The sequence below is a fragment of the Pseudomonas sp. KB_12 genome (genome assembly GCF_052114545.1).
GTDB lineage: Bacteria > Pseudomonadota > Gammaproteobacteria > Pseudomonadales > Pseudomonadaceae > Aquipseudomonas > Aquipseudomonas brassicacearum.
The window spans coordinates 199,124-223,487 of the sequence record NZ_JBFREY010000006.1 but is presented as its reverse complement, the minus strand read 5'-3'; the positions used below and the strand labels follow the sequence as shown (position 1 = coordinate 223,487).

The 24,364-nt window shown below is 58.8% G+C and carries 18 protein-coding genes and 2 pseudogenes; 11 read left to right on the top strand and 9 right to left on the bottom strand.

Translation table 11 applies throughout. From position 1 onward, the window contains the following. The first annotated feature begins 153 nt into the window (after positions 1–153). Both AB4Z20_RS05685 and AB4Z20_RS05680 read left to right on the top strand, forming a co-directional pair. Positions 154–1,416, top strand: coding sequence for a class I SAM-dependent methyltransferase (locus AB4Z20_RS05685; protein WP_442089495.1), 1,263 nt, complete (start codon positions 154–156; stop codon positions 1,414–1,416). A gap of 357 nt (positions 1,417–1,773) precedes the next feature. Continuing rightward, complete coding sequence (locus AB4Z20_RS05680) at positions 1,774–2,571, top strand: alpha/beta fold hydrolase (protein WP_442089494.1); 798 nt, start codon at positions 1,774–1,776, stop codon at positions 2,569–2,571. Positions 2,572–2,722: 151 nt separating this feature from the next. On the opposite strand, the gene lgt is transcribed toward AB4Z20_RS05680, so the two are convergent. Further along, positions 2,723–3,529 carry a prolipoprotein diacylglyceryl transferase gene (gene lgt, locus AB4Z20_RS05675; RefSeq protein ID WP_320390258.1) on the bottom strand — a complete coding sequence of 269 codons (807 nt, stop codon included), beginning with the start codon at positions 3,527–3,529 and terminating at the stop codon, positions 2,723–2,725. Positions 3,530–3,872: 343 nt separating this feature from the next. Between lgt and AB4Z20_RS05670 the strand changes: the two genes are divergently transcribed. After that, positions 3,873–5,525: a RopAA-2 gene (locus AB4Z20_RS05670; RefSeq protein ID WP_442089493.1), complete on the top strand. Its 1,653-nt coding sequence runs from the start codon at positions 3,873–3,875 to the stop codon at positions 5,523–5,525. 214 nt (positions 5,526–5,739) lie between these two features. On the opposite strand, the gene AB4Z20_RS05665 is transcribed toward AB4Z20_RS05670, so the two are convergent. Then, a complete protein-coding gene (locus AB4Z20_RS05665; protein ID WP_320390259.1) occupies positions 5,740–6,477 on the bottom strand; it encodes an NAD-dependent epimerase/dehydratase family protein in 738 nt (245 codons plus the stop codon). 198 nt (positions 6,478–6,675) lie between these two features. Here AB4Z20_RS05665 and AB4Z20_RS05660 point away from each other — a divergent pair, with 198 nt between their 5' ends. The 6 genes and pseudogenes from AB4Z20_RS05660 (at position 6,676) to AB4Z20_RS05635 (ending at position 13,613) form a co-directional block, all read left to right on the top strand. After that, a complete protein-coding gene (locus AB4Z20_RS05660) occupies positions 6,676–7,452 on the top strand; it encodes an EAL domain-containing protein (RefSeq protein ID WP_253473564.1) in 777 nt (258 codons plus the stop codon). Positions 7,453–7,522: 70 nt separating this feature from the next. Then, a complete protein-coding gene (locus tag AB4Z20_RS05655; protein ID WP_442089492.1) occupies positions 7,523–8,008 on the top strand; it encodes an AAA family ATPase in 486 nt (161 codons plus the stop codon). A 678-nt stretch (positions 8,009–8,686) separates the two neighbouring features. Next, entirely contained in the window at positions 8,687–9,859 is a 1,173-nt protein-coding gene (locus AB4Z20_RS05650) for an ABC transporter substrate-binding protein (protein ID WP_253473570.1), read from the top strand. A gap of 31 nt (positions 9,860–9,890) precedes the next feature. Then, positions 9,891–12,203, top strand: a pseudogene (locus tag AB4Z20_RS05645) (ATP-binding protein); the annotation flags it as partial. A 51-nt stretch (positions 12,204–12,254) separates the two neighbouring features. Next, positions 12,255–12,752: pseudogene (locus AB4Z20_RS05640) on the top strand (response regulator transcription factor); the annotation flags it as partial. Further along, positions 12,753–13,613 carry a sensor histidine kinase gene (locus AB4Z20_RS05635; RefSeq protein ID WP_442089577.1) on the top strand — a complete coding sequence of 287 codons (861 nt, stop codon included), beginning with the start codon at positions 12,753–12,755 and terminating at the stop codon, positions 13,611–13,613. It begins immediately after the preceding pseudogene. Between the two features lie 9 nt (positions 13,614–13,622). On the opposite strand, the gene AB4Z20_RS05630 is transcribed toward AB4Z20_RS05635, so the two are convergent. The 4 genes from AB4Z20_RS05630 to AB4Z20_RS05615 form a co-directional block, all read right to left on the bottom strand. Beyond that, entirely contained in the window at positions 13,623–16,553 is a 2,931-nt protein-coding gene (locus tag AB4Z20_RS05630) for a DUF4132 domain-containing protein (protein WP_442089491.1), read from the bottom strand. 31 nt (positions 16,554–16,584) lie between these two features. Continuing rightward, on the bottom strand, positions 16,585–17,025 hold the full coding sequence (locus AB4Z20_RS05625) for a hypothetical protein (RefSeq protein ID WP_253473580.1): 441 nt from the start codon (positions 17,023–17,025) through the stop codon (positions 16,585–16,587). Positions 17,026–17,334: 309 nt separating this feature from the next. Beyond that, positions 17,335–18,090 carry an NADPH-dependent F420 reductase gene (locus AB4Z20_RS05620; RefSeq protein WP_442089576.1) on the bottom strand — a complete coding sequence of 252 codons (756 nt, stop codon included), beginning with the start codon at positions 18,088–18,090 and terminating at the stop codon, positions 17,335–17,337. 63 nt (positions 18,091–18,153) lie between these two features. Beyond that, complete coding sequence (locus AB4Z20_RS05615; protein WP_442089490.1) at positions 18,154–18,912, bottom strand: SDR family oxidoreductase; 759 nt, start codon at positions 18,910–18,912, stop codon at positions 18,154–18,156. A gap of 122 nt (positions 18,913–19,034) precedes the next feature. On the opposite strand from AB4Z20_RS05615, the gene AB4Z20_RS05610 reads away from it, so the two are divergent. Next, positions 19,035–19,613, top strand: a complete 579-nt coding sequence (locus AB4Z20_RS05610) for a TetR/AcrR family transcriptional regulator (protein ID WP_442089575.1) — start codon at positions 19,035–19,037, stop codon at positions 19,611–19,613. A gap of 123 nt (positions 19,614–19,736) precedes the next feature. Here AB4Z20_RS05610 and dctA read toward each other — a convergent pair whose 3' ends face one another. Together dctA and AB4Z20_RS05600 are read right to left on the bottom strand one after the other, a co-directional pair. Beyond that, a complete protein-coding gene (gene dctA, locus AB4Z20_RS05605; RefSeq protein WP_442089489.1) occupies positions 19,737–21,044 on the bottom strand; it encodes a C4-dicarboxylate transporter DctA in 1,308 nt (435 codons plus the stop codon). Positions 21,045–21,150: 106 nt separating this feature from the next. Then, positions 21,151–22,320 carry a mandelate racemase/muconate lactonizing enzyme family protein gene (locus AB4Z20_RS05600; protein WP_253473592.1) on the bottom strand — a complete coding sequence of 390 codons (1,170 nt, stop codon included), beginning with the start codon at positions 22,318–22,320 and terminating at the stop codon, positions 21,151–21,153. 99 nt (positions 22,321–22,419) lie between these two features. Here AB4Z20_RS05600 and AB4Z20_RS05595 point away from each other — a divergent pair, with 99 nt between their 5' ends. After that, the gene (locus AB4Z20_RS05595) at positions 22,420–23,295 is read left to right on the top strand and encodes a LysR family transcriptional regulator (protein WP_018600329.1); all 876 of its coding nucleotides are present in this window, start codon (positions 22,420–22,422) and stop codon (positions 23,293–23,295) included. 109 nt (positions 23,296–23,404) lie between these two features. On the opposite strand, the gene AB4Z20_RS05590 is transcribed toward AB4Z20_RS05595, so the two are convergent. After that, positions 23,405–24,331, bottom strand: a complete 927-nt coding sequence (locus AB4Z20_RS05590) for a sugar ABC transporter substrate-binding protein (protein ID WP_442089488.1) — start codon at positions 24,329–24,331, stop codon at positions 23,405–23,407. Between the last annotated feature and the right edge of the window lie 33 nt (positions 24,332–24,364).

The window sequence follows — 24,364 nt, the reverse complement described above, 5'->3', positions numbered from 1 at the left end:
TGCAAGATATTTTCGTAGGCATTTTCTGAGGGGGAGCCGGTAGGGGTCATTCATAGGGACCTGTCCGATCCTGGGGAAACGGGAATAACCTTAGAGCTATATGAGGTGGGGCTTTAGAATGCGCCGCATAACTGTCCATTTGAAAGGATCGACATGCACAGGCATCAACCCGCACAACCGGCCATCGATCATCCACAAGTGGTGGAGGGCGTCGACATCGCACAGCGCGCCGACCTGTTCGCCAGATACCTGTCACCAACCGAATTGTGTCAGGTACGTCAGCGCATGCTGGACCATGCCGGCGACTGGGAAGTGCTCATCGAGCAGGCCGCGCAGCAGATGGCCGCCGGCGCGACGCCGCACGACACTGCAGTGCAGGATTTGGCGCGTCGCTGGGCCGCGCTGTTTCGCGCCTCCTATGCAGGTGATAACGCGGCGCTGGATGGAAAAGTCCGCAGTGCGTTTGCTCAAGAACCCGGACTGTCGGCAAATATCGATATCGGACTGACCGTCTTCATGCAGCGGGCATTAATGCATCTGCATCGGCCGTCCGTCATCCCGAATGGAGTCCGCGACGACATCCCAAAACCGAGTGCGCGCATGACCGCCACGCTGCGGGCCGCGCACCAGTTGCTCGACATGCCGCTGATTCTGGACGACCCGCTGGCCTTGGCGATCCTGGGCCCGACACAGGAGGCCGAGATGCGTGCCGATCCCGATCGCCACAGCAATCCGGTTTCCAACGTAATGCGTGCCACTATGGCGGTGCGCAGCCGGCTGGCTGAGGACAGTTGGTTACAAGCGCAGCGTCAAGGAGTGCGCCAGTACGTAATCTTGGGCGCCGGGCTCGATACCTTCGCCTACCGCACCGGTTCGCCTCAGGATGCGCATCTGTTCGAAGTCGACCTGCCGTCCATGCAGCGCTGGAAACGCGACTGCCTGAGGACGGCGGGCATCGAGGAGCCATCCCACCTGCGCTATGTCGCGATTGATTTCGATCAAACAACTTTGGAGCAAGGGTTGCTTGCATCCAGCTTCAATCCTGATCTGCCGGTCATCTTCTGCTGGCTGGGGGTGAGCATGTACCTGACTGCGGATGTCGTTCTGCATACCTTGCGTTATGTTGCCGCCTGCGCGCCGGGCAGCGGTATCGTGTTCGACTACTTGATGGAACCTGAGCTGCTCACGCTGAGCGAGCGCACCAGCCTGGAGATGATGGCGGCGGGATTGGCAGCGCAGGGCGAACCCCTTCAGAGCCATTTCGACCCCGAGATGCTTGAACATCTCTTGCGCCAGTTCGGCTTCCGGCAGATTGAGCATTTCGGACCGCAGTCGCTGAGCGAACGCTATTTGTCCGGTCGCAGCGACGGCCTGCGTTTGAACGAAGTGTTCCGCATGATTCGGGCAACCGTATGAGCTGGCCGAAAAGCGAAATGCGAGCATCATCTGCACATTCGAGCCCGGGCACGACCAGGCGCTATACCGAACGCCGTCATTTGCCGCACCGGAGCTTCCAGAAATGACCCGCTGATTTTGGTCAAAACCAGCATTCGCGTCAGACAGAAAACGGCCAGAAGCGATCGTTCAACCAAGGAGCAATGCGGTGACGGGGCGGCGTTTGATGTCTGCATTTCGGCCATAAGCCTGTCGACGCGCTCGCCTATTGACCCTGATCCAGGAGATTGATACGGTTGCTTCTCTTTCAAAACGCCCTCCCGGTTCGCCGGGAGGGCGTTTTCGTTTTGGTTCCCCCAACCACAAAGGAACCATGACATGAAAGCCCCCATTGAAATCAGCTTCGGAGCCGACGCCACCTTAGGGTATGTGCGGTACGGCAATGGCCCCACTCACGTGCTGGTCATGCATGACTGGCTGGGCGACCACTCCAGCTACGACGCCGTCATGCCCTGTCTTGACGGCCACGCGTTTACCTATGTTTTCGTTGATGTTCGTGGCTACGGGCAATCCATTGAATTGGCTGGTGAATTTACGGTAGAGGAGATTTCCTCCGATTGCCTCATGCTCGCCGACCAGCTCGGTTGGACGCGCTTCCATGTGGTCGGCCATTCGATGACCGGGATGATCACGCAACGTCTTGCGGCGGACGCTCCGTCTCGCGTCGCGAGCGCGATAGCGGTGTGTCCCGTTTCTGCCGCTGGCAATCGGTTGAGTCCAGAAGCCCTGGCGTTCTTTGCCAGCACGATAGAAGACGACGAGGCCCTTCGGCGTCTGTTCAAATTCGTGACCGGAGGTCTCTCCGATGGGTGGGTTGATCTCAAGGTCCAACAAAGCCGCGACACGGTCTCACCTGCCTGCCGGGCGAGTTACCTCGAAATGCTGATCACAGCAAATTTTGTTGATGACGTTCGAGGCCTTGAAACACCGTATCTGGTTATTGTCGGCGACAAGGATCCCGGGCTTGATTCTGCGGCTATGGCGCGCACCTTTCTGGCGTGGCATCCGAACGCAGAACTGCACGTTATCCCCAACTGCGGTCACTACCCGATGCAGGAGTGCCCGCCTTATTTCGCAACCGTTATCGAGGGTTTCCTGAAGCGCAACACCGGTTGACCTGAATGGCGCCGGGAAAACTGATGGTGTTCACGCCAGAGCGGTTGGCCTGCTTGGTGCCGTTCTAGATGATGTGGGCGACCCGCTCGAGAATTGCTTCATGAGTTACCTGGGCCCTTTGAATGCAGGGCGCGAGCCCTGTCATTCGAATTTAAAGCGCGGCGCTTTTGCCCGCCGGAGCGCGGTTATACGCCAGCCAGATCAAGATCAGACCGCCGATGATCATCGGCAGGCACAGTACCTGACCCATGGTCAGCCAGTTCCACGCCAGATAGCCGAGCTGGGCGTCGGGTACCCGGACGAACTCGACGATGAAGCGGAAGATTCCGTAGAACAACGCGAACATCCCGGACACCGCCATGGTCGGCCGCGGTTTGCGCGAGAATAGCCAGAGGATAGCGAACAGCGCGACGCCTTCCAGCGCGAACTGATACAGCTGCGACGGGTGACGCGCCAGTTGCAACTCATCGGTTGGGAAAACCATCGCCCAAGGCACGTCAGTCGCCTTGCCCCACAGCTCGGCATTGATGAAGTTGCCAATACGCCCGGCACCCAGGCCAATCGGCACCATTGGCGCGATGAAGTCCATCAGCTCGAAGAACGACTTGCCGTTGCGCTTGCCGAACCACCAGGCCGCCAGCATGACCCCGATAAAGCCGCCGTGGAACGACATACCTCTTTTCCACACTTCGAGGATCAGGGTCGGGTTGGCCAGATAGGTATGCAAATCGTAGAACAACACATAACCCAGTCGACCGCCGAGAATAACCCCCATCGACATCCAGAAGACCATGTCGGAGAGTTTCTCCTTGGTCCAGGTCGGGTCGAAACGGTTCATTCGGCACGACGCCAGCAGCCAGGCACCACCGATACCGACCAGGTACATCAGGCCGTACCAGTGGATTTTCAGTGGGCCAATGACCAGGGCCACCGGGTCAATCTGCGGGTAATGCAGCATTGCGACTCCTCGTTAGTCCGGCTTCGTAGCCTGCTCGGAACGCTTACGCTGGAAGGCTTGTAACGACTCACTGACGCACCGGCCCGCTGCGAGTTTGCGCGCAAGATCCTGTTCCTCGTTTGGGGGTGCCAGGTCAGGGGGCGCGCGACAGCTTTCAAAAGTCTTCCAGGTCATTTTGGTACGCACGGCGAGTGCGCGTGTTATCCAGTAGCCGCTTGGTGTTCATTTTTATCACATCCTTTGGAACGCTTCTCTCGGCACGGTCACTCAGGTGTAAGGATGTCGCCGCTCATACCGGGGTCATTTGCATTCTTCCAGCTGCCGATCACTAAGAGGACATGCCATGGATACGCCTAATGTACGTGCAAGCCGCGAGCTGACTCGTGTACCTGATGAGATACAGCAGGAAGTAACGCAACAGGCCTCTCACTCTCCTGACCTCGGCGCTATCGGGTTAGCGATGAGCACGCGGCTTCAAAACCATTTCGAGGCTCACCTTGAAACAGAAGCGGGCTCCGATCAACCCGCTGCCCCCGCTTCAAGCACCCGCAACACGGAGCTGAGCGCCATTCGCGATGACCGTGCTCAACGGTTGGAGGCAGGGGGCTATAACGTCCATGACATGGAGAAAGCGGAAAAAAACGCAGCCAGGGCTGACAGATTGTTTGCGTCAATAAAGTCAGGGATGGGGGGGACGCCCTTTGCGGCGCTTACCGAGGCAGGAAATTTCCAGCCGTCCATCCTCCAGGTAGCGGGCAAGCATGCCAATACCGTACGCGAAGCGGCTATAGAGAACGCCATGGCGTGCTTGTATGCCGGTATGGCGGATGCTGGCGGTAACAAGATGATTGCAGGCTTCAAGCCTGGTTATTACCTTAAGCCCGAGAGCAATACGCTGCACCCGGCGCTTCAAGCATCAGTGGCGGAAAAGCTGCTGGCGTTGGACAAAGGTCCATTGCGTAATGCTTTTGACGAAGCCAATAAGTGGCTTACCGGGTTTGCCGTACGTAATACGGCAATGTACGCGTCAACGCTTGCCATGACGGCTGCTGGCAAAGAGCACCTGGATGCAGTCCTGCAGCCTGCGCTACGACCGGTCACGGCTATCATCGTGGGCATGGCAATCGAGCATTACAATGTGAGCCGCGATCGCACTAACCATTTAGCTGACCCTGCGATGCTCTATGGTCGTCGCGATGCTGTGCCGCAAGGGCAGGCTCATAAGCCTATTGATCAAGATACCGAATGGCTGGATGACTTCAGGACGTTAAAGGATCTCGATGCCACTGCCCTGGTCAAGATGGTCTCCGCGCGGCTGGGTGAAGGCGCGGCTACGGCTCTGAATGCGGTCATCAGCGGCGAAGCCTTGAAAGAGATAGCAGACCCGGTCAGTGTCTTGGGAAATGGCCTGCTGATTGGCGGTTTTTCTGCCATGGGCGCGGGTACAGCCGCCACAGCCAACTTGGCCAAGTCGAAGGAGCTGGGAAAAATGGCGGCTACCGCAGCCTCGGAGGGTGTAAAAAACGTATTGGGTACCCTGGCTTTCGGGCTGTGGGCAGCTGGCGCCTCTCTAGGTGGATCACTGCCGAAAAAAGCCGTCGCTGCTGTCGATGCCCATGTACCAAAAGCAGTAGAAGGGGGCGCAGATGCCGCTGGCAGGGTGGCGGTCAAGGGCGGTGAGCTTGCAGTCAAGACATCGCTCAGCGGCGCCAGGTTTGCCAAGGAGACAGCTGTTTCAGCAACCCACCACACAAAAAGTGCAGCCCAAGCGGTAGGGGATGGAGTCATTGGCGTTGCCAGCGCCATTGGCACCACCTCCCAATCGGCCTGGGACAAAAGCGTGGGTGCCCTGAGGCAACGCGCCGCAGCTACCTCACAAAGCCAAGCCGTTCATGGTCAGGGCGTGCCCATGCAGCCGCTCGCAGCTACGCAGGACCAGGCATCGTCCTCAGCGCCCGCGCGTCCGCCTGCTCAGGATGATGGCGATATCGTGTAGCAGCCTTCCTCGTCGAGAGAACGTCATTGAAAAGTATGTGGCTGGCGACGATCGTTGTATGCGACGGCCGGTTCGACAACGGTTGCTGTCCTCGACGCGGCGAGCTTCTGGATCACGGGTTATTTTAGCAGGCGTTGAATTCGCCGCAGGCATGACCGCGAGTGTTGAGATCATCCCGCTTTGAGGCTTTTGTGCTTTTCAGCCAGCCAATCAATCAGGGGAGGGCACGCCCCTCTAAAATCTCGAATCCGTCGTCGATGGGGGCGTAACCAACAACTTCTCGGGTCTTATCAATGGAAAGGCGCTTGTATCTATTGTCTGATACGCCATGAACCACATGGAACCCGTTCAGCTCTGCATCCACGCAACTTCTAAGTAACGCTACGACATCCCTCTCGCTGATAAACGCAGCTACATCTCTGTGGCTGTGAGTCTCTCCATGCTGAAACTCGGCTACGTTTGCAATGCGGACTGCAATGGTTGTCATTTGACCATCGTTTGCATACATCGATGCGAGAGCCTCCCCAAATGCTTTGCTGACCCCATAAAGATTTCCTGGCCTGGGCGACATATGTTCATGTACCTGGACGTCCATCGGGTAACCCTCAATGGCTTGGGCACTGCTCGCAAATATGAACCGCCTGCAACCTTGTGCCTTCGCGGCGAACAGCATGTTGTAGGTGCCAACAATATTTACAGGCAGGAGGGAAGTCATGAAGTTAGCGTCTGGACTCGGGTCGGCAGCTAGATGAATCACGGTGTCGATGCCATCGCAGGCCTCAAGGCAGCTTGACTGATCCCTGACATCAAGAGAGAAACTTTGTGCGGATTGCGGAAATTTCTGTACATCTATATCAGCTAGACGCAAATCCAATCTATCGGCTTGCGCTGTCCAAAAAGCAGTGCCAATCCGACCCGCCGCACCTGTGACTAGAATTTTTCGCACGCTCATGTGTATGTGTCCTTACCGTTAAGCTGCATTGAGCATTTGGGATCAGCAGTGCCTGATACGTGTCGCACCGATCAAGGTGGGCGGTGGGGGGCCGGCCGATAGCACTTCAGAAACTTCGGCTCGCACCGACTCAGGTGGTGTCGGCTACAGTTCCTTGTAACCACAGGAATGTATCACGACCGCCACGGAATATTGATCATGACGAAACGGCCTCCGTTCCAATCGCTTGGCTGCGCCGAATGCCGCAATCACGAGGCGTTGGGGTTTGATTTCACCATGGCCTTCCAGCCTGTTTTCAACGTCCGGACACACGCTGCGTTTGCTTATGAGGCGTTGGTCAGAGGTGTCAATGGCGAATCGGCTGGCTACATCCTGGGGCTCGTGAACGACAGCAACCGCTACCGATTCGACCAGGCTTGCCGAGTAAAAGCCATCGAGGAAGCCGCAAGGCTGGGTCTGCTGGAGATTCCCGATTGCTTGCTGAGCATTAACTTCCTGCCCAACGCCGTATACCGGCCAGAGACGTGTATCCGGGCCACCCTGGAAGCGGCGCGCCTGACCCACTTTCCGCCAGAAAGGCTCATGTTCGAAGTGACCGAAGGCGAGAAGGTGGTAGACCCCGAGCACCTCAAATCGATTTTCGTGGAGTACGAGCGCCAGGGTTTCATTACTGCCGTCGACGATTTTGGCGCGGGCTATTCGGGCCTTAACCTGCTGGCCATGTTCCAGCCGCAGGTGCTGAAGATTGACATGGCACTGACCCGAGGCATCGATCAAGACTCGGTCAAACAAGCGATCGTCGAAGGCATCATCCTGGTCGCCAGGCGCTTGGATATCCTGGTCATCGCCGAAGGTGTCGAGACCCGTGAAGAAAGCTCGACGCTTCTAGGCATGGGGATCGAGCTGATGCAGGGATATCTGTATGCAAGGCCCGAGGTCGGTCATCTCCCGGTCGGGTGCTTTGACTTGGGTTGATGTGTCCAATCCCTTTGCGTCCACGATATTCGATGGGCCATTATCGGGCCTCGACATAAGGACACGTCCCATGCCCACGCCTGTACTTCACCTCTTGTGCGGTAAAATTGCTTCGGGAAAATCCACGCTGGCCCGATCGTTAACGGCTGAGCATTCAGCCATTTTGTTGAGCGAAGATCACTGGCTTTCAAGGCTCTACCCTGATCAGATCAAATCGGTAGCGGACTACATCCTGCATGCGCACCGGATCCGGGATGTCCTGGGGCCGCTGGTCATCGACATGCTCTCGACGGGGACTCCCGTGGTTCTCGATTTTCCTGCCAACACTCCAGCAGATCGTCATTGGCTACGCAGCCTGGCTGACGCTGCGGAAGTCCCTCACCGTGTTCACTACATCGAAGTGGAAGATGACATCTGTCGTCAAAGGCTGCACCACCGGAATGCGCGTGCCGAGCATGACTTCGCCGCCAGTGATGCTGAATTCGATCTGATTACGAGCTACTTTCGTGCACCAGACCAGGCGGAAGGGCTGGATGTGGTCATGCACCGAACGTGATCCGTTGAAAATGTCGGGGCATTAAAGGTGGGTTTGCGGCTCGCGAAATACGGGGCATTGACTTCATAGGTTCGCTACGGCAGGAGTCCTTCACGATGCCATCCAGTTATCCAAGAAATCCGTGTGTATGTCTGTGGATAACCGCGCTGAGGCCAAGTAGGCAGAGCGTTTTAACGGGTGCTCAAAAAATGTACAGGCAGATTGGTATCATCCCGCCGTAGGCCATTGAATTTAAACAGGGCGCTGAAAACGGGGATCACCTTGCATGCATGTTCGTCGACTCCATTCGAGAAGTGGCGAGCTTGGCAGCTGGAATGTCTGACAACAAAAAGCCCGTGCATGACGGGCTCTCTGTATGGGGTCAAATCCTTTTGTCTGTTCAATCTGTGCTTCGTATTGTAGGTATTTCGTGAAAAGCATGTTGCGGGGCGAAATAATCGGCATTTAGTCGGACTGCGAAGCCAGCTCGGTTTTCACCCAGAACGGGGCGGACGACGATATTGAGCACCGGCCCGCGTTCGCTTACCCAGGTGTTGTAGCCCGGTATGACCTTGTGAGGCGCTCAGTTGGCTGAAATCCTTCCATGGCCGCGCGAAGCGGGCACGTTGAGACTATGCTCATTGCCACTGCAGGCAATGTACTGGTTTCACTTGTCGTCCACCAAGGAAAGGAGTCTGTATGTGTCTGATTCTTCATGCCCGGTTCTATTATCTGAATGGTCGAATGCGCAGTCTGGTAACGCGTGTCCATCGGCGCATTTCGAACACTCACAAAATCTTCTGGCGCTTGGCCGGCTGCGTGACCGGGCTGGCGCTGGTTGCTGTCACTCCAGCCCACGCTGCCGACGGCGGCATCGCCGGCGGCCCTACCGCAAGCTATAGCATTGCCTTCAGCAACTCTTACGCGGGCAGCGATTTCCGCAAAGTGATGGTGCGCAACTGGCAGGAGATTGCGGTCCAGGCGCAAAAGGATGGCTTGATCCGCGAGGCTCCGGTGATCAGTGCCAATAACTCGGCATCGGAACAAGCGGCCCATATCCAGGACATGATCGTCAAGGGTGCCAACGCCATCGTCATCCTGGCCGCGTCCGACACGGCCCTCAACGGGGTGATCCGCGATGCCTGCAACGCCGGCATCGTGGTGGTCGTCATGGCCAGCCTGGTCACCGAACCCTGCGCCTATACCGTGGACTACAACTGGTCCGCCATGGGCCGCGTGGAAATGGACTATATCGCCGGGCGCCTCAAGGGGAACGGAACGCTGCTGGAGATTCGCGGCATTGCCGGTGATGCCACCGACAAGAACATCAGCGACGGCATTCGCAAGGCCGCTGGCGACTATCCAGGCCTGAAGTTCGCCAAGACGGTATACGGGAACTGGACGGCTTCTGTCGCACGCAAGGAGGTGGCGCTGGCGCTGCCGTCGCTGCCCAGTATCGATGCCGTCGCGACTCAGGGCGGTGACGGTTATGGCGCGGCCATGGCGTTCAAGGCGGCGGGACGCCCTTTGCCGATCATCGTGATGGGGAACCGTCAGGACGAACTCGCCCTGTGGAAACAGGAGCGCGATGCCAATGGCTACGAGACCGTTTCGGTCTCCGCTTCCCCGAGCGTCTCCCAGGTGGGTTTCTGGGTGGCCCAGCAGATTCTGGCGGGCAAGCAGGTGCCGAAGTTCGTCGAGGTACCGCTGGTACGTATCGATGCGAAAGATCTGGACACCTGGCTCGCCACGATGCCGGTGGGCGGCGCTGCCAATCCTCTCTACAGCCAGGCTTCCGTTGCGGCGATGATCGACGCGGCCATCAGCAATGTGGCGGCGCCGAAGCCTTTGCCGGAGGTGACGAAGCAGTAGTGGCAGGCGTGGAGCGAGGAGGCGTGGCGCCATGTTGACATTCAAATCCTCCACGGACAGGCCCATTGCCGTCAGGATTGGCCTGGCGGTCGCCGCGCTGGTGTTCCTGATGCTGGTGGTATCGCTCGTGAACCTCTATGGCCTGCGAGGCATGGTGCGTGCGGTGGATTCCGCCAGCCATTCCGCGGAAATTCTGGCCTCGGTCAACGGGGCCACCGGGCGGGTGGAAAACTTCATCGCCACCCGCGACCAGGAAAGCCTGTCCCAGGCCGAAGGTATGGTGGCGACGGCTATCGCCGGCCTCACCGCCATTCCGGTGGCAGAGGCGCAATCGCTCAAGGGCAGTCTGCAACGGCTCGCCGCGGCAATCGCCACCCTGCGAGCGGCGACCCTGACCATGGATGGCGAAACGGAGAACATGACAGCCCATTATGGGCGGATGCGAGAGGCGACGATCCTCGTCGAACAGGGCATCGCCGATGGACTGAAGGGGATTGATGCCCGCGCCGCTGAGCACGAGGCGCGGGTGAGCGGCATCGAAAGTGCCCATCGCATTCTGGATATCCTGCGCGACGGCGAGCGGATCATCATCGTCAATGTGGCCAAGGTGCTGGTGTCCGGTGATGGGGCGGCCGTCACCGCGGCGCGCAACGCCTGCGCGGCACTCCCGCCGGTGGTCGAGCAATTGCGCGAGTGGATGGAGGCGCCGCAGGAGCGAGCGACTTTGGACCAGTTGGCGACGGCGGTCGCTGGTGTCAGCCAGGCGGTCGAGCACCTTGGCGAGGCGCCCAAGCTCCGGGGCGACGAGGCTTTGCGGCATCTGGCCGCTGTCGAGGGTGTGGTCGAGCGCCTCGATGCCATTCTGGGTGAAGTGGACGAGCATGTTTCCCGTGACGAAAATGACATTCAGGCAGCAACCGGCTTGTTGCACAACGCAGCCGCGTTGTCCAAGCGTTTCGCCGAACGTGTTGCCACCCTGGAGGCGCAGACCTTGTCGTTTCGCCTGTCACCGTCGGCCGAGGTTGCCGGCTCGGTCGGCGGCATCCTCGACGAGCTCTCCCGTCTCGCGCGCGTTCTTCCTTCGTCCGTGGGGTTGCAAGCCAAGGCTACCCCCCTGACTGTCAGCGACCAAATTGCCGGCTACCGGGCGGCATTCGCCCGGTTTAATCAGGCGAGCAACGCCTTGAGCGGCGCGCGCGACCAGGTTCGCAACGAGGCACGAAGCGCCGGCCTGTTGGTGGCGCGCTTCGCAGGCCAAGCGCGCTCCGACGCCTTGATCCACAATGATCGCGGCATGCTTGCGACGATCGTTGCCGGTACCGTCGCCATCCTGCTGGCCGGCGCCATCGCCTGGAGCACGTCGCGATTCATCGCCCAGCCCATCGTGGCCCTGGCCTCGGTCATGCGCCGGCTTGCGGCCGGCGACCTGAACGCCGAGATCGCCAGCGCCGAACGCGGCGATGAAATTGGAATCATGACCCGCGCGGTACGGGTGTTCCAGGAGAATGCCCTGCGCATCCGGGTGCTGGAGGCCGAGGCCGAAGCCGAGCGACAGCAAGTCCAGGCCTCTTTGGAGAGAATGGTCGCCGAGCGGACCGACACGCTGCACCACCAGACCGAGGTGCTGGAGGCGCAGGCCATCGAACTCATTCAGGCGCGCAACCAGGCCGAGACGGCCAACCAGGCAAAGAGCGATTTCGTGGCCACGGTCAGCCACGAACTGCGCACCCCCCTGACCCTCATTCTCGCTCCCCTGGAACAACTCTCGGCGGCGACCACCCCGCCTGCGGACTGGCATGTGCAAGTCGACCGCGCCCAGCGCAACGCGCTGCGCCTGATGAACCGGGTGAACGACATCCTCGATTTCTCCAAGGCCGAAGCGGGCAAGTTCGAGTTGTGTCCGATGCCAGTTGACTTGAGCAAGACGGTGGGTGTGCTGGCCGAGGATGCCGCCATGGTGGCCGAGGGCAAAGGCTGCACCTTGACCTGCAGCATCGATCCCACGCTTGGCACGGTGTTCCTGGACCCCCGGCACTTCGAGAAGATTCTCCTCAACCTGGTGAGCAATGCCATCAAGTTCACGCCCGCTGGCGGCACCGTACACCTGGCAGTGACCGCGATTGATGGCGAGCGATTCGAGCTCGCGGTGCAAGACTCGGGGATTGGCATTGCGCCTGACAAACTGCCGTTGCTGTTCCAGCGTTTTTCCCAGATCGACAATTCCGCCACGCGCCATTACAGCGGCACCGGCATCGGTCTCGCCCTGGTCAAGGATCTGGTCAAACTGATGGGGGGCGAAGTCGGCGTCAACAGCGAGCCCGGGCAGGGCTCGTGCTTCTTTGTTCGACTGCCGCTGGGGGCAGAGCCAAACACCGTACCGACCGAAACCAGCCATATGCACGAGCGATCGTCACCGAGCACAGCAAGCACAACCGAGCAGCGCCACCTGCGTTTCGACGACGGTCGCCTTGGCGGTCGCAACGATCAAGCTACGACGCAAGGCGCAGACGACGAGCAGCACCCGGAACACGCCTTGCGATCCAAGGTGCTGGTAGTCGACGACAGTCCGGAAATGCTTGGCTATCTCCGCGAGCTGTTGCGCGACGACTACAGCGTCGCCACCGCAACTGATGGAGAGCAGGCCTGGGCACTCCTGCAGCTCCACCCCATCGATGTCGTCGTCTCGGATGTGATGATGCCGAAGCTCGACGGCTTCGGCCTGACAGCCAGGATCAAGGCCAGCGCCGGTTTTGCCCATTTGCCCGTGATCCTGGTGACCGCCCGCGGCGGTAGCGAGGCCTGCGTCTCCGGGCTGGAGAGTGGCGCCGATGACTATATCGCCAAACCCTTCTCGCCGCTGGAGCTCAAGGCTCGCGTACGCGCGGCGCTGCGCATGAGCCAGGTGCAAACCGAACTGAATGCAAAATCCCGTCAGGCAGGCATGGCCGAAATCGCCACGACTGTGCTGCACAACGTCGGCAACGTCCTCAACAGCGTGAACGTATCGGCAGAACTGGTCAGCAGCCAGATGCGCACCTCCAAAGCCCAGGGGCTGGGCAAGGTGGCGCAAATGATGAGCGAACACGTCCATGACCTGAGCGATTTTCTCACCAAAGACCACAAGGGAAAGATGCTGCCCGATTACCTGCTCAAGCTGGCGAAAGTGGTGGCGCAAGAGCAAGAGGGCATCATCGAAGAACTCGTGCAACTCACCAAGGGCATTGACCACATCAAGACCATTGTCGCTGCCCAGCAGTCCTATGCCGTCGCCGTCAGTATTGTCGAGACAGTGCCGGTCGCAGAGTTGATCGACGATGCCTTGCGCATGAGTGCTGGATTACTGGCGCGCCAGGAAGTGACGGTGGTCAGGGACATTGCCGACTTGCCCCTGCTGCCCCTGGACCGGCACCGGATGCTGCTGATTCTGGTGAACCTGATCAACAATGCCAAGCAGGCGTTGGACGGCGTGATCGATCGCAGCCGATGCGTCACGTTCAGCGCGTCTCTCGCTGACGGGGCAGTATTGCGTATCGCGGTGGCCGACAACGGTAATGGGATTGCGCCTGAGCACTTGGCGCGGATCTTTTCCCATGGCTTCACGACGCGCAAGGACGGTCACGGTTTCGGCCTGCACAGCTGCGCGCTGGCTGCCCAGGAAATGGGTGGCAGCTTGACCGTGCGCAGCGACGGGGCCGGACAGGGCGCAACCTTTATCCTCGATATTCCCCTTGATGCGCCGCTGAGTAAGCGGTGAGCGCCGAGATCAGCCGCCGCGCTGTATCTGCTCCAGTATCAGGCTGTCGGTTATGTTCATGTCGTCCAGCAGCAGAAACATCTTGCTCAGCACCTCGGCCATTTTCCTGTCGGTGTCGGCGAACGGCAGGTAGAACTCCGTGGAGCTGCTGCCTGCGGGCACGATGCACAGGTAGTTGCCAGGTTCGATATGGATGGCCGCGCTGCCCAGGTGAATGCGGTAGTTCGCACGCTGGCCGGTAATGTGCAGAAAATGTCCTTCACATTTAACGTTTCGCAGCCCTAGCCCTTGAATCAACTCACCGACCAGTTCGGCGCGTCGTTGCACGGTTTCTTGGCTGGTGCTGTAGTCGTCCGCGGTGTGGGCCACGGAGACCAGCAGATCGGCGTCGCGCATGATTTCCGAGAACAGCAGCGGTGGTACTTGCTCAAGGGGTAGGGCTTTGTGGTCGCGGTAGAACGCAATCGTGTCGAAGGTAAAGTGTTCTGTTTCCGAGAGGTAATGGCCGGTGTCCAGAAAGTTGAACAGGGCGAAGATGCCGTGCTCTTTGCTCTCGTAGTAGATGTCCTCGACGCTTGAGGTCGACCAGTTGCGGACCTGCAGCAACCGGGCGGCGACTTTACCTTTGAGGCGGTGACCGGCAAAGCGGTTGGACCACAGGCCGGTGTCTCGCTCAGCAGGAGTTAACAGGTACAGCTCGCGAAAGGCCTGTTTGAACGGCTGCACGCGGCGATGGGTCACCACTTCTTTCTGCCAGGCCGACAGTTGTCCGGCCGTGAACAGATGAAAAGGGTGAGCGATACGCAGCGTCCTTTCAGCGACATGTTGGCGGCCTTCCAGGTCAGTCACCGTCAGCGTTGCGGCATCGAGCCAGCCCAGCGCAGCGTCGTCGGCCTGCACAATCAGCTGTTCGAGCAGCAGGCGAACCGCGGGCATTTTCAACAGCGGCTTCAGATCGTCCAGAGCCAGGGTTTCACCGCTGCTCATCATCGCTTCCAGGGTGCGGCAGAAGCGCGCGATCTGTTCCTTGAGCTGGGTTTGCTGCGTTTTGAGGGCGATGAAGTCTGGGTTTTTGCGCACCGCAGGCGGTGCGGTCTTGAGTGTCTTTGCGGCTTTGCAGATGTGCAACGAGGGCGACAAGCCGTCGATGACGAGCGTGATGTCATAGCCATCGATGGTGGCGGCCGTCAGCGCGGATTCGGCGATCTGCGATTCCATGGCCCACTCCAGGCGAATCGCCGAGGGGTAACCGGCGACACGCGCCAGGTTTTCCAGGCCTGCCTGCACCGCTGCGTGGGAGTTGGCCTGGCGTTGAGCGCCGTATTTGCGCACCTCTTTGTGCAGTTTCTTGAGCGTCAGATAGCGCTGGCGTACGTCGTCCGGCCCCGTGACGGGCAGCAGGCCGTAGATGCGCATTGCCGGCTGTGCGTGGCGGGACAATTTCTTTTCCAGCGCCGGTCGACCGATGCCCTGGTAGGCGTCGAGCAGCACACGCGTCTCGGGAAACGCCCAGTGCGAGGGTTCGAGTGCCGCGAGGTATTCGCGCAGGTGGTCGGGGTCGGCCTCGGCCAATGCCTTGTCCAGCAGGTAGCGGTCCACCACACCCACGGTTTCATCCAGCGTATTGGGCAGGTCGGTGCCCCAGCCGGATTGAGGTGCCAGGGCAATGTTCAGGTATTCACGCTGGAAGGCTTGCAGATCACTCCAACCGAGCGCGTCGAGCACCACTCGGCTGGCTTGTCCGGCGTAGGGCAGGGCGGTCAGCAGGCTATTTCTGGAAAAACCGGTCAGCGCCGCGAGCAGCTCTGCCGATGGGTTCCTGGGCAATTGCTGAAGCGACAGGAAGCGTTCGAGCACCGCGGCCGTGTAGCCGAATCCGTCGAGAAAGTTATCCGGCGTCATGCCCAGTCGTTCGACGACCGCCAGGGCCTGCAACAACCAGCGGGTCTGATACACCTCTACCGAACGGAAGGTGTCAGCCAGCTTCTCGGCGTTAGCGGGCAATCCAGCCAGGGCGTCCTCGACATAACGAACGGTGAAGTTCACCAGTTCAGGGGGCACCGCAGCAGCTTCTTCAGTGAGGGGCTCATCGCTCAGGGACGACTCATCATCGAGGCCTTCGTCTTCCGGGGCCTCGTCGTTTGAATCGTCCTCGTCGAACGCTTCCTCGGCGTAGCGATCCAGGTCCACATCATCGCTGTCCAGCCCGGCGTCGTCGGCGTAGAACATCATGGCGCGGCCCCAGGTATTGGCCGCCCGGACGAAGCGAGGGTAATCGAGGCGGCCCGCTTCCAGCAGGCCCAGAGCGATGCGCTGGATTTCCTTGTGCACGTAGATATACGCGTCGGCGATTTTCCTTTGTTCGTCACAGGGCGCTGAAGGGGGCTGCTCGCGGTTCCAGCTGCCGTCCAGCAACCATTCGGCGAAGGCCTGCCAGGCCGGGGTGGGCGGGTAATTGCTCAGGCGATTGATGCACGCCGGGACGTCAGGCAAGGCCCAGGCCTGATCCGGGCTTCTTCGGTAATAGGCCGGGCCATCTTCGTCAGTGGGCAATGGATAGTCACTGTCCTCGAAAGCAAATTGCAGCATGTGCTGCAGTCGCGCGCAGATCTGCGCCAGTGAATAGGCATCCGGGTGAGCCGTGATCCACGCATCGCAGAGTCGATATTGCAGGCCATAGCGCTGTTGATCGCGGCGGTCCTCCAGATCGTCCCAAACGGTCGGGAATACAAAACCATCAGCCAGCGCTTTGGGCCCCTCCTGGGGATGCTGCCTGACCCAGTCAGCGGCTATGCGCAGGCAGTCGATGCCGTCCCAGAAATCGGGCTCGAATTGGTCATATTGGCTGAGCTCGGGATAGTCATCCAACGCGCTATCACAGAATGCTCGCAGCGCAGCGAGGCGTGTGGCTTGTTCGGGCACAGGACGGCGTGATTGCATGAGGGTATCCGAGGGAAGTGAACGACGAAGATCAACCGCCAATCAGCGGCACGAGGCGGATAAACGCGAGCGTGGAAGGGGGGCTCAATTCGATTGTCTCAGCGAGACTTTGCAGCATGACGCCGTTGTGCAGCACGCGGAACGCACGCGCTTCAAAACCCTTCAAGGCTCGTTCGATCTCAACGCCGACATCCAGGTCTGGAGCCGCGCTGGCCTGAGGCATGACCACCGCGCCTTCACTGGCTTGCTGAAGAACCTCCCGCTCGCTCAGGTATTGGCGATCGAGCACTTCACGCATCGACGCTTGTTCCAGGCAGTGCTGGACCGACAGCGCGGCGATCTGTTCGGCCACGGTCAGGCGAATGAGTTCGGCGACCGTCAAGGTCAACGAACTCGGTGTCAGGGTGACAGGGGGCAGCAAAGGCTCCTGGCGTGCGCCTTTCAGGCAATAGCTATGAACCACGAACTCCATGACGCATTCCTTGCAAGCCAGGCCAGCCGGGGGGATGGCGCCTTAGCATATCCGGGTCTGCAATAAATTTCATCGCGCTGCGTAATGCTAAGGCTGGCCTGTACTCTTGGTGGAGACAATTTTGCCGTAACGCAGCCATGAGCACCCGAGAACCTCGGTGGGAGCGAGCTTGCTCGCGATAGCGTCGGTACATCCAACATCACTGCAAGCTGACCCTGCTCCCACAGGGGACCCAGTCAGGCAGTGGCACCCATAGTGGCTTTTCGTTTGTATTGCAGGGGGCGGGAGTAGTGATGCCTGATCCAGTAGTCAGGCTGTCATTGCACGATTAGTGGTAACAATTTGCTCATGCGTGAACTGGCTGCCGGGCGCCATGAACTTGGCCAGAAGTGCGTCCCGGTTTTGAGGCGCCTTCGTTTTATCAGCCGCACATAAGGCCGATTTCAGCGCCGGCAACGTGAGTTCGGTGCAGTACGCAGGGGTACCTGGTTGCTGGCGCCATGAGCCCTCAAGGCTGCCAGCGGCAAGCGCGGTGAAACCGGTATCCTCGACGAGATCCTGCGCGATTGCCTCGGCATTGGCGTCATCCCCAGCGACAGGCAAGGCGATGCGTGTTGAGGACCCGGCGGGTTGGCCTTTGTCGGCAAGCGTCGCAGCGAGGAGGGCGTTCCATGCCTTAACGACCGGGCGGCCAATCTGCTCGCTTACCCAGACGCTCTCGGGTTTGCCGTCGTCAACTTCCTTGATTGCCCCATCCCGTCCCGGATAGTAATTGGATGTGTCAATGACGACGACTTGCTCGGGAACATGACTTAACGTCTGCTTGAGATCAGGGTATTTCGCGAAGGGGATCGAGAGGATAACAACGTCCACCTCGGACACCGCCTCTTCCTTGGTTACCGCCTGTACGCCGATTTCATTGGCAAGGTTCTGAAGGCTCCGAGGGGCCTTCGAGTTTGCCAGTTTGACCTCATGGCCGCACGCAGCGAGCTTACGGGCAAGGGTAGCCCCGATGTTACYCGCGCCGATAATTCCGATTTTCATTTCAATGACTTCCTCGCCTATCAAACTATTCAGTTACCCACAAACGGTGCCCCGTCGAGGCAGGTGCTACCGACATGGTTAACCTCATTCTGCCGGTGCTTTGTATCCCGCAAGCATGTTCAATATCTCATCATGGGCACCGTTCGCTTCAGCAAGCCGCAATGGTTTAGCGCGTTCGACGACAAGTTCCCGTGGGGTCGGGGTAATCTCGAGTAGCTCGAAGATTTCATTCAAAAACTCCTCCAAGGGCATGGCGTGTTCGTCATTCTCCTGCCCCAGCAAAGTGGTACGTACACCCGGTGGCGCAAGCTCGATAACCTCAACTGACGAGTCCTCCAACTGCACGCGAAGACTTTGAGTGAACGAGTGAACGGCCGCTTTGGTTGCGCTGTAGGTCGGTGTCGCAGGCAGCGGGACGAATGCCAAGGCCGAACTGACATTGATGATCGTTGCACTGGGCTGCTTGATCAGTTGGGGAGTGAATGCGTACACCATGCGAATCGTGCCGAGCAAGTTCGTTGTCACGATATCTTCGGCGGTGCCCAGGTATTGCGGATCAGTCAGGTCCTCCCAGTGCATGATGCCCGCGTTGTTTATGAGCACGTTCAGATTCGGGTGACTGATCGCCAGCGCTTCGCTGGTGCGCTGGATGGATTGTGGATCGCAGACGTCCAGCAATACCGATTCAAGACCTGGATGTTCCGACACGATCTTGTCGAGCAGAGCCTTGCGCCGTCCCGCGATGATGACGTTGTTTCCCGCCTTGTGAAGCCTGAGCGCCAGACCAAGGCCGATGCCTGAGGTGCTGCCGGTAACCAGGATCGTGTTGCCAGTGCTGTTCATAGTAAACTCCGGTAAGGGTATTCAAGCGGACAACTGTCCACTTGCTGAAAAAACTACCGGACAACTGTCCGCTTTGCAATGCAGCGAAGGAAAAAACTTTGCCCAGGAATGAAGAATTGGCGATGCGTTCTGACGCCAAGAAAAACCGAGAACGAATTCTGAAGGTCGCCGTGGCAGAGCTGACGCTCGATCCCGCGGTCCCGCTGAGCGCGATTGCGAAGAAAGCCGGCGTGGGGCAGGGCACGTTCTATCGCCATTTCGCCAACAGAGAGGCGCTGGTATTCGAGGTTTATCAATTCGAAATGCAGCAAGTGGCCTCGCTGGCCGAACAACTGCTCGCTACAAAACCACCTAAGGAGGCCCTGCGAGAATGGATGGATTGCCTCGTTGAATATGCAATGACAAAGTCCGGACTTGCGACCGCGATTCGGCAAGCAGCCTCTACTTACGAGTTCCCAGGGAAGTCGGGATACGCCCCCGTCCAGGCAGCCGCCGAGTTGCTTTTGAGGGCAAATGAAAAGGCTGGAACGATTCGTAGCGGGGTGACCCACGACGACTTTTTTCTAGCCACTGCCGGAATATGGCAAATAGATTCCCAGAGCGAATGGCGCTCACGTCTCGCCAGATTGATGGACCTGGTCATGGATGGTCTATGTGCTGGCAGTCCCGAAAGCCTGAAGAAGAAAACCGTCCAGCCCTGAGTGACCGCAGGGAAGTAGAGCGGCTATCAAGATCGTCTATCAAACGACAGCGCAAGATTACTGCCGCTGCACCACGGCCGGTCATGCCGTGTTCGAAGCGGCATGACCGGTGCGTTTTGCCGATTACTTTTGTGCCAGCCATGCCTTTCTTGCTGCCTTGTCGTGTTTCATGGCGGCGATTTCACGCTCGCAGGCCTCGACATCGAACGAGTTGTCCCACTTGGCAATGGCGATGGTGCCGATGCCGTTACCGATCAGGTTGGTAACGGCTCGCGCTTCGTTGAGGAACCGGTCAATGCCCAAGAGCAAAACCAGGCCTACCAGGGGAATGGAGTGGATGGTTGTGAGCGTTGCAGCCAGCGTTACGAAGCCCGCGCCCGCCACGCCAGCCGAGCCTTTTGAGGTCAGCAGGAATACGCCCAGCAGAATTATCTGATCCACAAAGGTCAGTGGCGTATTGGTCGCCTGGGCGATAAAGATGGCGGCCATGGTGAGATAGATGCAGGTGCCATCCGCATTGAAGGTGTACCCCGTAGGCAACACCATGCCCACGACGGATTTTTTGCAGCCAAGCTTTTCAAGCTTCACCATCATGCGCGGCAGCACGGCTTCGGTTGAGCAGGTGCCAAGCGTGATGAGAATCTCATCTTTGAAATAACGAAGAAATTGCATCAGCGGCATGCCCGACCATCGAGCAACCGAACCCAGCACTACCACGATGAAAATCAAGGTCGTGATGTAGAGCGCGACCAGCAATTGGCCGAGTGACAGCAAGGTCCCAATCCCGTATTTGCCAATAGTGAAAGCCATGCCGGCACCGGCACCAATCGGAGCCAGGCGCATGACCATTGCAACGACCTTGAACAGGCCTTGCAGGAACAGATCAATGGTGTTGATCAACGGCTTGCTGGTTTCGCCCATTTGAACCAGGGCTATACCCATCAATACCGAAAGCAGGATGATCTGAAGCATGACGCCATTGGAGAAGGCGCCGATGAAGGTTTGCGGGATGATATTGAGAAAGAAATCGATGGCGCCGCCTTGCTCACTGGCAGCTTGGCTGTATTTGCTAATGGCACTTCCATCAAGCGCGCTGGCGTTGATGTTCATGCCGACGCCAGGCTTCACGATGTTGACCACAATAAGGCCGACGACCAGGGCGATGGTTGAAAGAATCTCGAAGTAGATCAGCGCTTTTACGCCAATTCGGCCGACTTCCTTGATACTGCCCATCTTTGCGATACCGACAACGACCGTACCGAAAATAATGGGCGCCAACAGCATTTTGATCAGTTTGATGAAGCCATCGGCAAAGGGTTGGAGCTTGGCTCCGATATCTGGCAGGAAGTAACCGATTGCTGCACCGATCACGATGCCGATGAGTACTTGCACATACAGCTGGCCATACCAGCGGGATTTGGAGATTTCCACGGAAGCACCTCATTTTATTTTTGTGATGGGCATGTGGCTTGACGTTGGTGGGCGATGCCTGCCTGGTGCTGCGGCCCCTTGCACAGAGACCGCAGGTCGAGGGTGATCAGCCTTCGCTCAACTCACGCATTACAGCGTACAAAGCGGACTTGGCTTCGAAGCCAACACCTGGAATATCCGGCAGGCCGACATAGCTGTTTTCCACCTGGATCCCGTCAGCGAAGCCACCGAAAGGCTGGAACACATCCGGGTACGATTCGTTACCGCCAAGGTGCAGACCTGCTGCGATGTTCAGGGACATCTGGTGACCACCATGCGGAACTACGCGACGGGAAGACCAACCCATTTCTTCCATCACCTTGAGGGTGCGCATGTACTCCACAAGCCCGTAGGACAGCGCGCAGTCGAACTGGAGGTAGTCGCGATCGGGGCGCATGCCGCCGTGGCGCAGCAGGTTGCGGGCGTCCTGATGGGAGAACAGGTTTTCACCGGTGGCCATGGGCAGTTCATAGTGATTTGCAAGCTCGGCCTGCAAGGCGTAGTCAAGCGGGTCACCGACCTCTTCGTACCAGAAGAGGTTGTACTTCTTGATGGCTTCCGCGTAAGCAATACCGGTCTGCAGATCGAAACGACCGTTGGCATCGACGGCCAGTCGACGACCGTCGCCAACCACTTCGAGTACCGCTTCGATGCGACGGATATCTTCGTCCAGCGGCACCGCACCGATCTTCATCTTGACGACGTCGTAGCCACGATCCAGATAGCTCTGCATTTCCGCCTTGAGCTTGGTCTGGTCTTTGCCAGGGTAGTAGTAGCCGCCCGCTGCATAGACCCAGACCTTGTCATCGGCCACGCCGTTACGGTAACGGTCGGCCAGCAGGCGATACAGCGGTTTGCCTTCAATCTTGGCGACGGCGTCCCATACGGCCATGTCGATGGTGCCCACTGCGACCGAGCGCTCGCCGTGGCCGCCTGGCTTTTCGTTGGTCATCAAGGTTTTCCAGATGGCGAACGGGTCCAGGTTGTTGTTGGCATGGTCGATGAGCGTGTCTGGATCCGCTTCCGTAATGCGCGCCAGGAAACGATCACGCATCAATGCGCCCTGGCCATAGCGTCCATTGGAGTTGAAGCCGTAGCCGATGACAGGCTTTCCGTCGCGAATCACATCTGTGATGACAGCGACAACCGAGCACGTCATCTTCGAAAAATCGATGTAGGCGTTAGCGATTGGGGAGGCAATGGAAACAGTTTTTTCACGAATGTCTACGATGCGCATGGCGGGGTCCTCTTGTTGTTTGTGGCCCCACGTTAGGCTTTGCGATGTCACCCGCCCAATGCTATTAATGCCGCACCCTATGCACAGGAGGCATGGCCCTTGGAACTCGTTTGGCTTGAGGATTTTTCAGCGCTTGCGGAGTACGGCAGCTTCGTTCGGGCGGCTGAAGCGCGGCACGTTACCCAGCCGGCATTCAGTCGCAGAGTGCGCTCGCTGGAGAGCTGGATGGGCGTGCAATTGTTCGTTCGAACGCCTCAAGGCGCGACACTGACTGAAGCCGGCAGGCAAATTTTGCCGAGTGCCCAGGAGGCTGCCAGGCGCTTGTACAGAATGCGCAACGAGGCTCAAGAGGTTGCTGGGATGGCTGCCAGGTCGCTTCAGTTTGCGGCAACGCATTCCCTGTCGTTTACATTTTTTCCCAGGTGGCTTCGAAGCTCGGAGAGCGGTGCTCCCATCGAGGCTGTGCAACTGCACTCCGATAGCATGGCTGTCTGTGAGCAGATGCTGATACATGGCCAGGTTCAGTTTCTGCTTTGCCACCGCCATCCCGACGTTCCACCGCTACTGGCCCCTGATCAGTTCATCGGCAAGAAGGTGGGTGAAGACGTTCTTGTTCCTCTGGCGAGTGCCTCCGCCAACTTCGGCACCTCGCCTGCGGCATTGCCATACCTGGCTTACACCCATGAGTCTGGGTTGGGGCGTATCGTCGCCCACAGGCTGCGTGGCAAAGAAGATTACCTTCACCTCAAACCCCTTTTCAGCAGCCACCTTGCAGCGGTGCTGATGTCCATGGCCCTGGAAAGCAAAGGCGTGGCCTGGTTGCCCAAGAGCCTCACCGAGCAGGAAATGCTGGATGGGCGCTTAGTCAGGGCGCTCGACGAAAGCTGGGACATACCGCTGGAAATTCATCTGACCCGTCCATCCGCGCCGCTCAGTCAATCTGCCGAAGCGTTCTGGGCCCGGCTGGGGCAGTGACCCGGCGCGTTTCATGTAACGCGCTGCGTTGCTCAATAAAAATAGAATTTGAGTGTGCAAGTCGCCGCTGATCCCTTGCCGGGACTGCGGCGAAGTGCCGAGCGTGTCGCTACTTGTAATGTTGTTCAAACACCGCCAACTGCTCAGGCTTGATCAACTGAAAGGGCACCCAGACGTCCGTTTCCACCGGCTCTCCCTTGATCATCTTGAGCGCTGCCTGTACTGCACTGGTCGCCTGGGCCTTGGGGTCCTGGAACACCGAGGCGACCAGCATCCCACGCTTGATCGCTGCCAGGCCGTCAGGCAAGCCGTCGATGCCGACAATCGCGATCTCGCCCTTGGTTTTGCCGGCCTGTTGCAAGGCCATGGCCGCACCGATGGCCATCTCGTCGTTGTTGGCGACGATGGCATCGAAACGACTGCCCGCCAATAGCCAGTTGCTGGTCAGGTCCATCCCTTTGTTGCGCTGCCACTCGGCGCTTTGCTGCTCGACAATCTTGATCCCGGGATAATCCTTGAGCACCTGTTTGACGCCTTCGGTGCGGTCGTGGGTGGCGTTTTGCGCCAGGTCGCCCATGATGATCGCAAGGTTGCCCTTGCCGCCGAGCTTTTCGGCCAGGTAGCGCATTTGCAACTGTCCGGCCTCGATGTCATTGGACGCGACCGTGACCACGCCTTTGGGCAAGGTGCGCTCGTCCGGGTGACGGTTGACGTAGACCAGCGGCGTCTTCGCTTCGACCGCGGCGCGGGTGATGTTGGCCGTGGCGGAGGTGTCCACCGGCAGGACAATGACCGCATCCACTTTCTGGTTGATAAAGCCCTGGACCTGGTTGAGTTGGCGCACCACATCGCCTTGGGCGTCCTCGAACAGGATCTTCACGTTTTCCTTTTTCGCGGCCTCGTCCAGACCATTACGCACGTAGGTCATGAAGTTGTCGTCGACCCTGGCGATGCTGACGCCGATGCGATAGTCGGCGGCGGCCCATTGGCTGAACAGCAATAGCAGGGTGGCGAAAAGCAGTGTGCAACGACGCATGATGGTTTTCCTTTTGTTGTTATGAGTTGTACG

What these genes read in the sequence shown, in the direction of transcription:
- AB4Z20_RS05655 (WP_442089492.1), top strand. Translation starts at nt 7,523, where the DNA reads ATGCCCACGCCTGTACTTCACCTCTTGTGCGGTAAAATTGCTTCGGGA.
- AB4Z20_RS05610 (WP_442089575.1), top strand. Translation starts at nt 19,035, where the DNA reads ATGCGTTCTGACGCCAAGAAAAACCGAGAACGAATTCTGAAGGTCGCC.
- AB4Z20_RS05600 (WP_253473592.1), bottom strand. Translation starts at nt 22,320, where the DNA reads ATGCGCATCGTAGACATTCGTGAAAAAACTGTTTCCATTGCCTCCCCA.
- AB4Z20_RS05670 (WP_442089493.1), top strand. Translation starts at nt 3,873, where the DNA reads ATGGATACGCCTAATGTACGTGCAAGCCGCGAGCTGACTCGTGTACCT.
- AB4Z20_RS05660 (WP_253473564.1), top strand. Translation starts at nt 6,676, where the DNA reads ATGACGAAACGGCCTCCGTTCCAATCGCTTGGCTGCGCCGAATGCCGC.
- AB4Z20_RS05590 (WP_442089488.1), bottom strand. Translation starts at nt 24,331, where the DNA reads ATGCGTCGTTGCACACTGCTTTTCGCCACCCTGCTATTGCTGTTCAGC.
- AB4Z20_RS05630 (WP_442089491.1), bottom strand. Translation starts at nt 16,553, where the DNA reads ATGCAATCACGCCGTCCTGTGCCCGAACAAGCCACACGCCTCGCTGCG.
- AB4Z20_RS05635 (WP_442089577.1), top strand. Translation starts at nt 12,753, where the DNA reads ATGAGCCAGGTGCAAACCGAACTGAATGCAAAATCCCGTCAGGCAGGC.
- AB4Z20_RS05685 (WP_442089495.1), top strand. Translation starts at nt 154, where the DNA reads ATGCACAGGCATCAACCCGCACAACCGGCCATCGATCATCCACAAGTG.
- lgt (WP_320390258.1), bottom strand. Translation starts at nt 3,529, where the DNA reads ATGCTGCATTACCCGCAGATTGACCCGGTGGCCCTGGTCATTGGCCCA.
- AB4Z20_RS05650 (WP_253473570.1), top strand. Translation starts at nt 8,687, where the DNA reads ATGTGTCTGATTCTTCATGCCCGGTTCTATTATCTGAATGGTCGAATG.
- AB4Z20_RS05625 (WP_253473580.1), bottom strand. Translation starts at nt 17,025, where the DNA reads ATGGAGTTCGTGGTTCATAGCTATTGCCTGAAAGGCGCACGCCAGGAG.
- AB4Z20_RS05665 (WP_320390259.1), bottom strand. Translation starts at nt 6,477, where the DNA reads ATGAGCGTGCGAAAAATTCTAGTCACAGGTGCGGCGGGTCGGATTGGC.
- AB4Z20_RS05680 (WP_442089494.1), top strand. Translation starts at nt 1,774, where the DNA reads ATGAAAGCCCCCATTGAAATCAGCTTCGGAGCCGACGCCACCTTAGGG.
- AB4Z20_RS05615 (WP_442089490.1), bottom strand. Translation starts at nt 18,912, where the DNA reads ATGAACAGCACTGGCAACACGATCCTGGTTACCGGCAGCACCTCAGGC.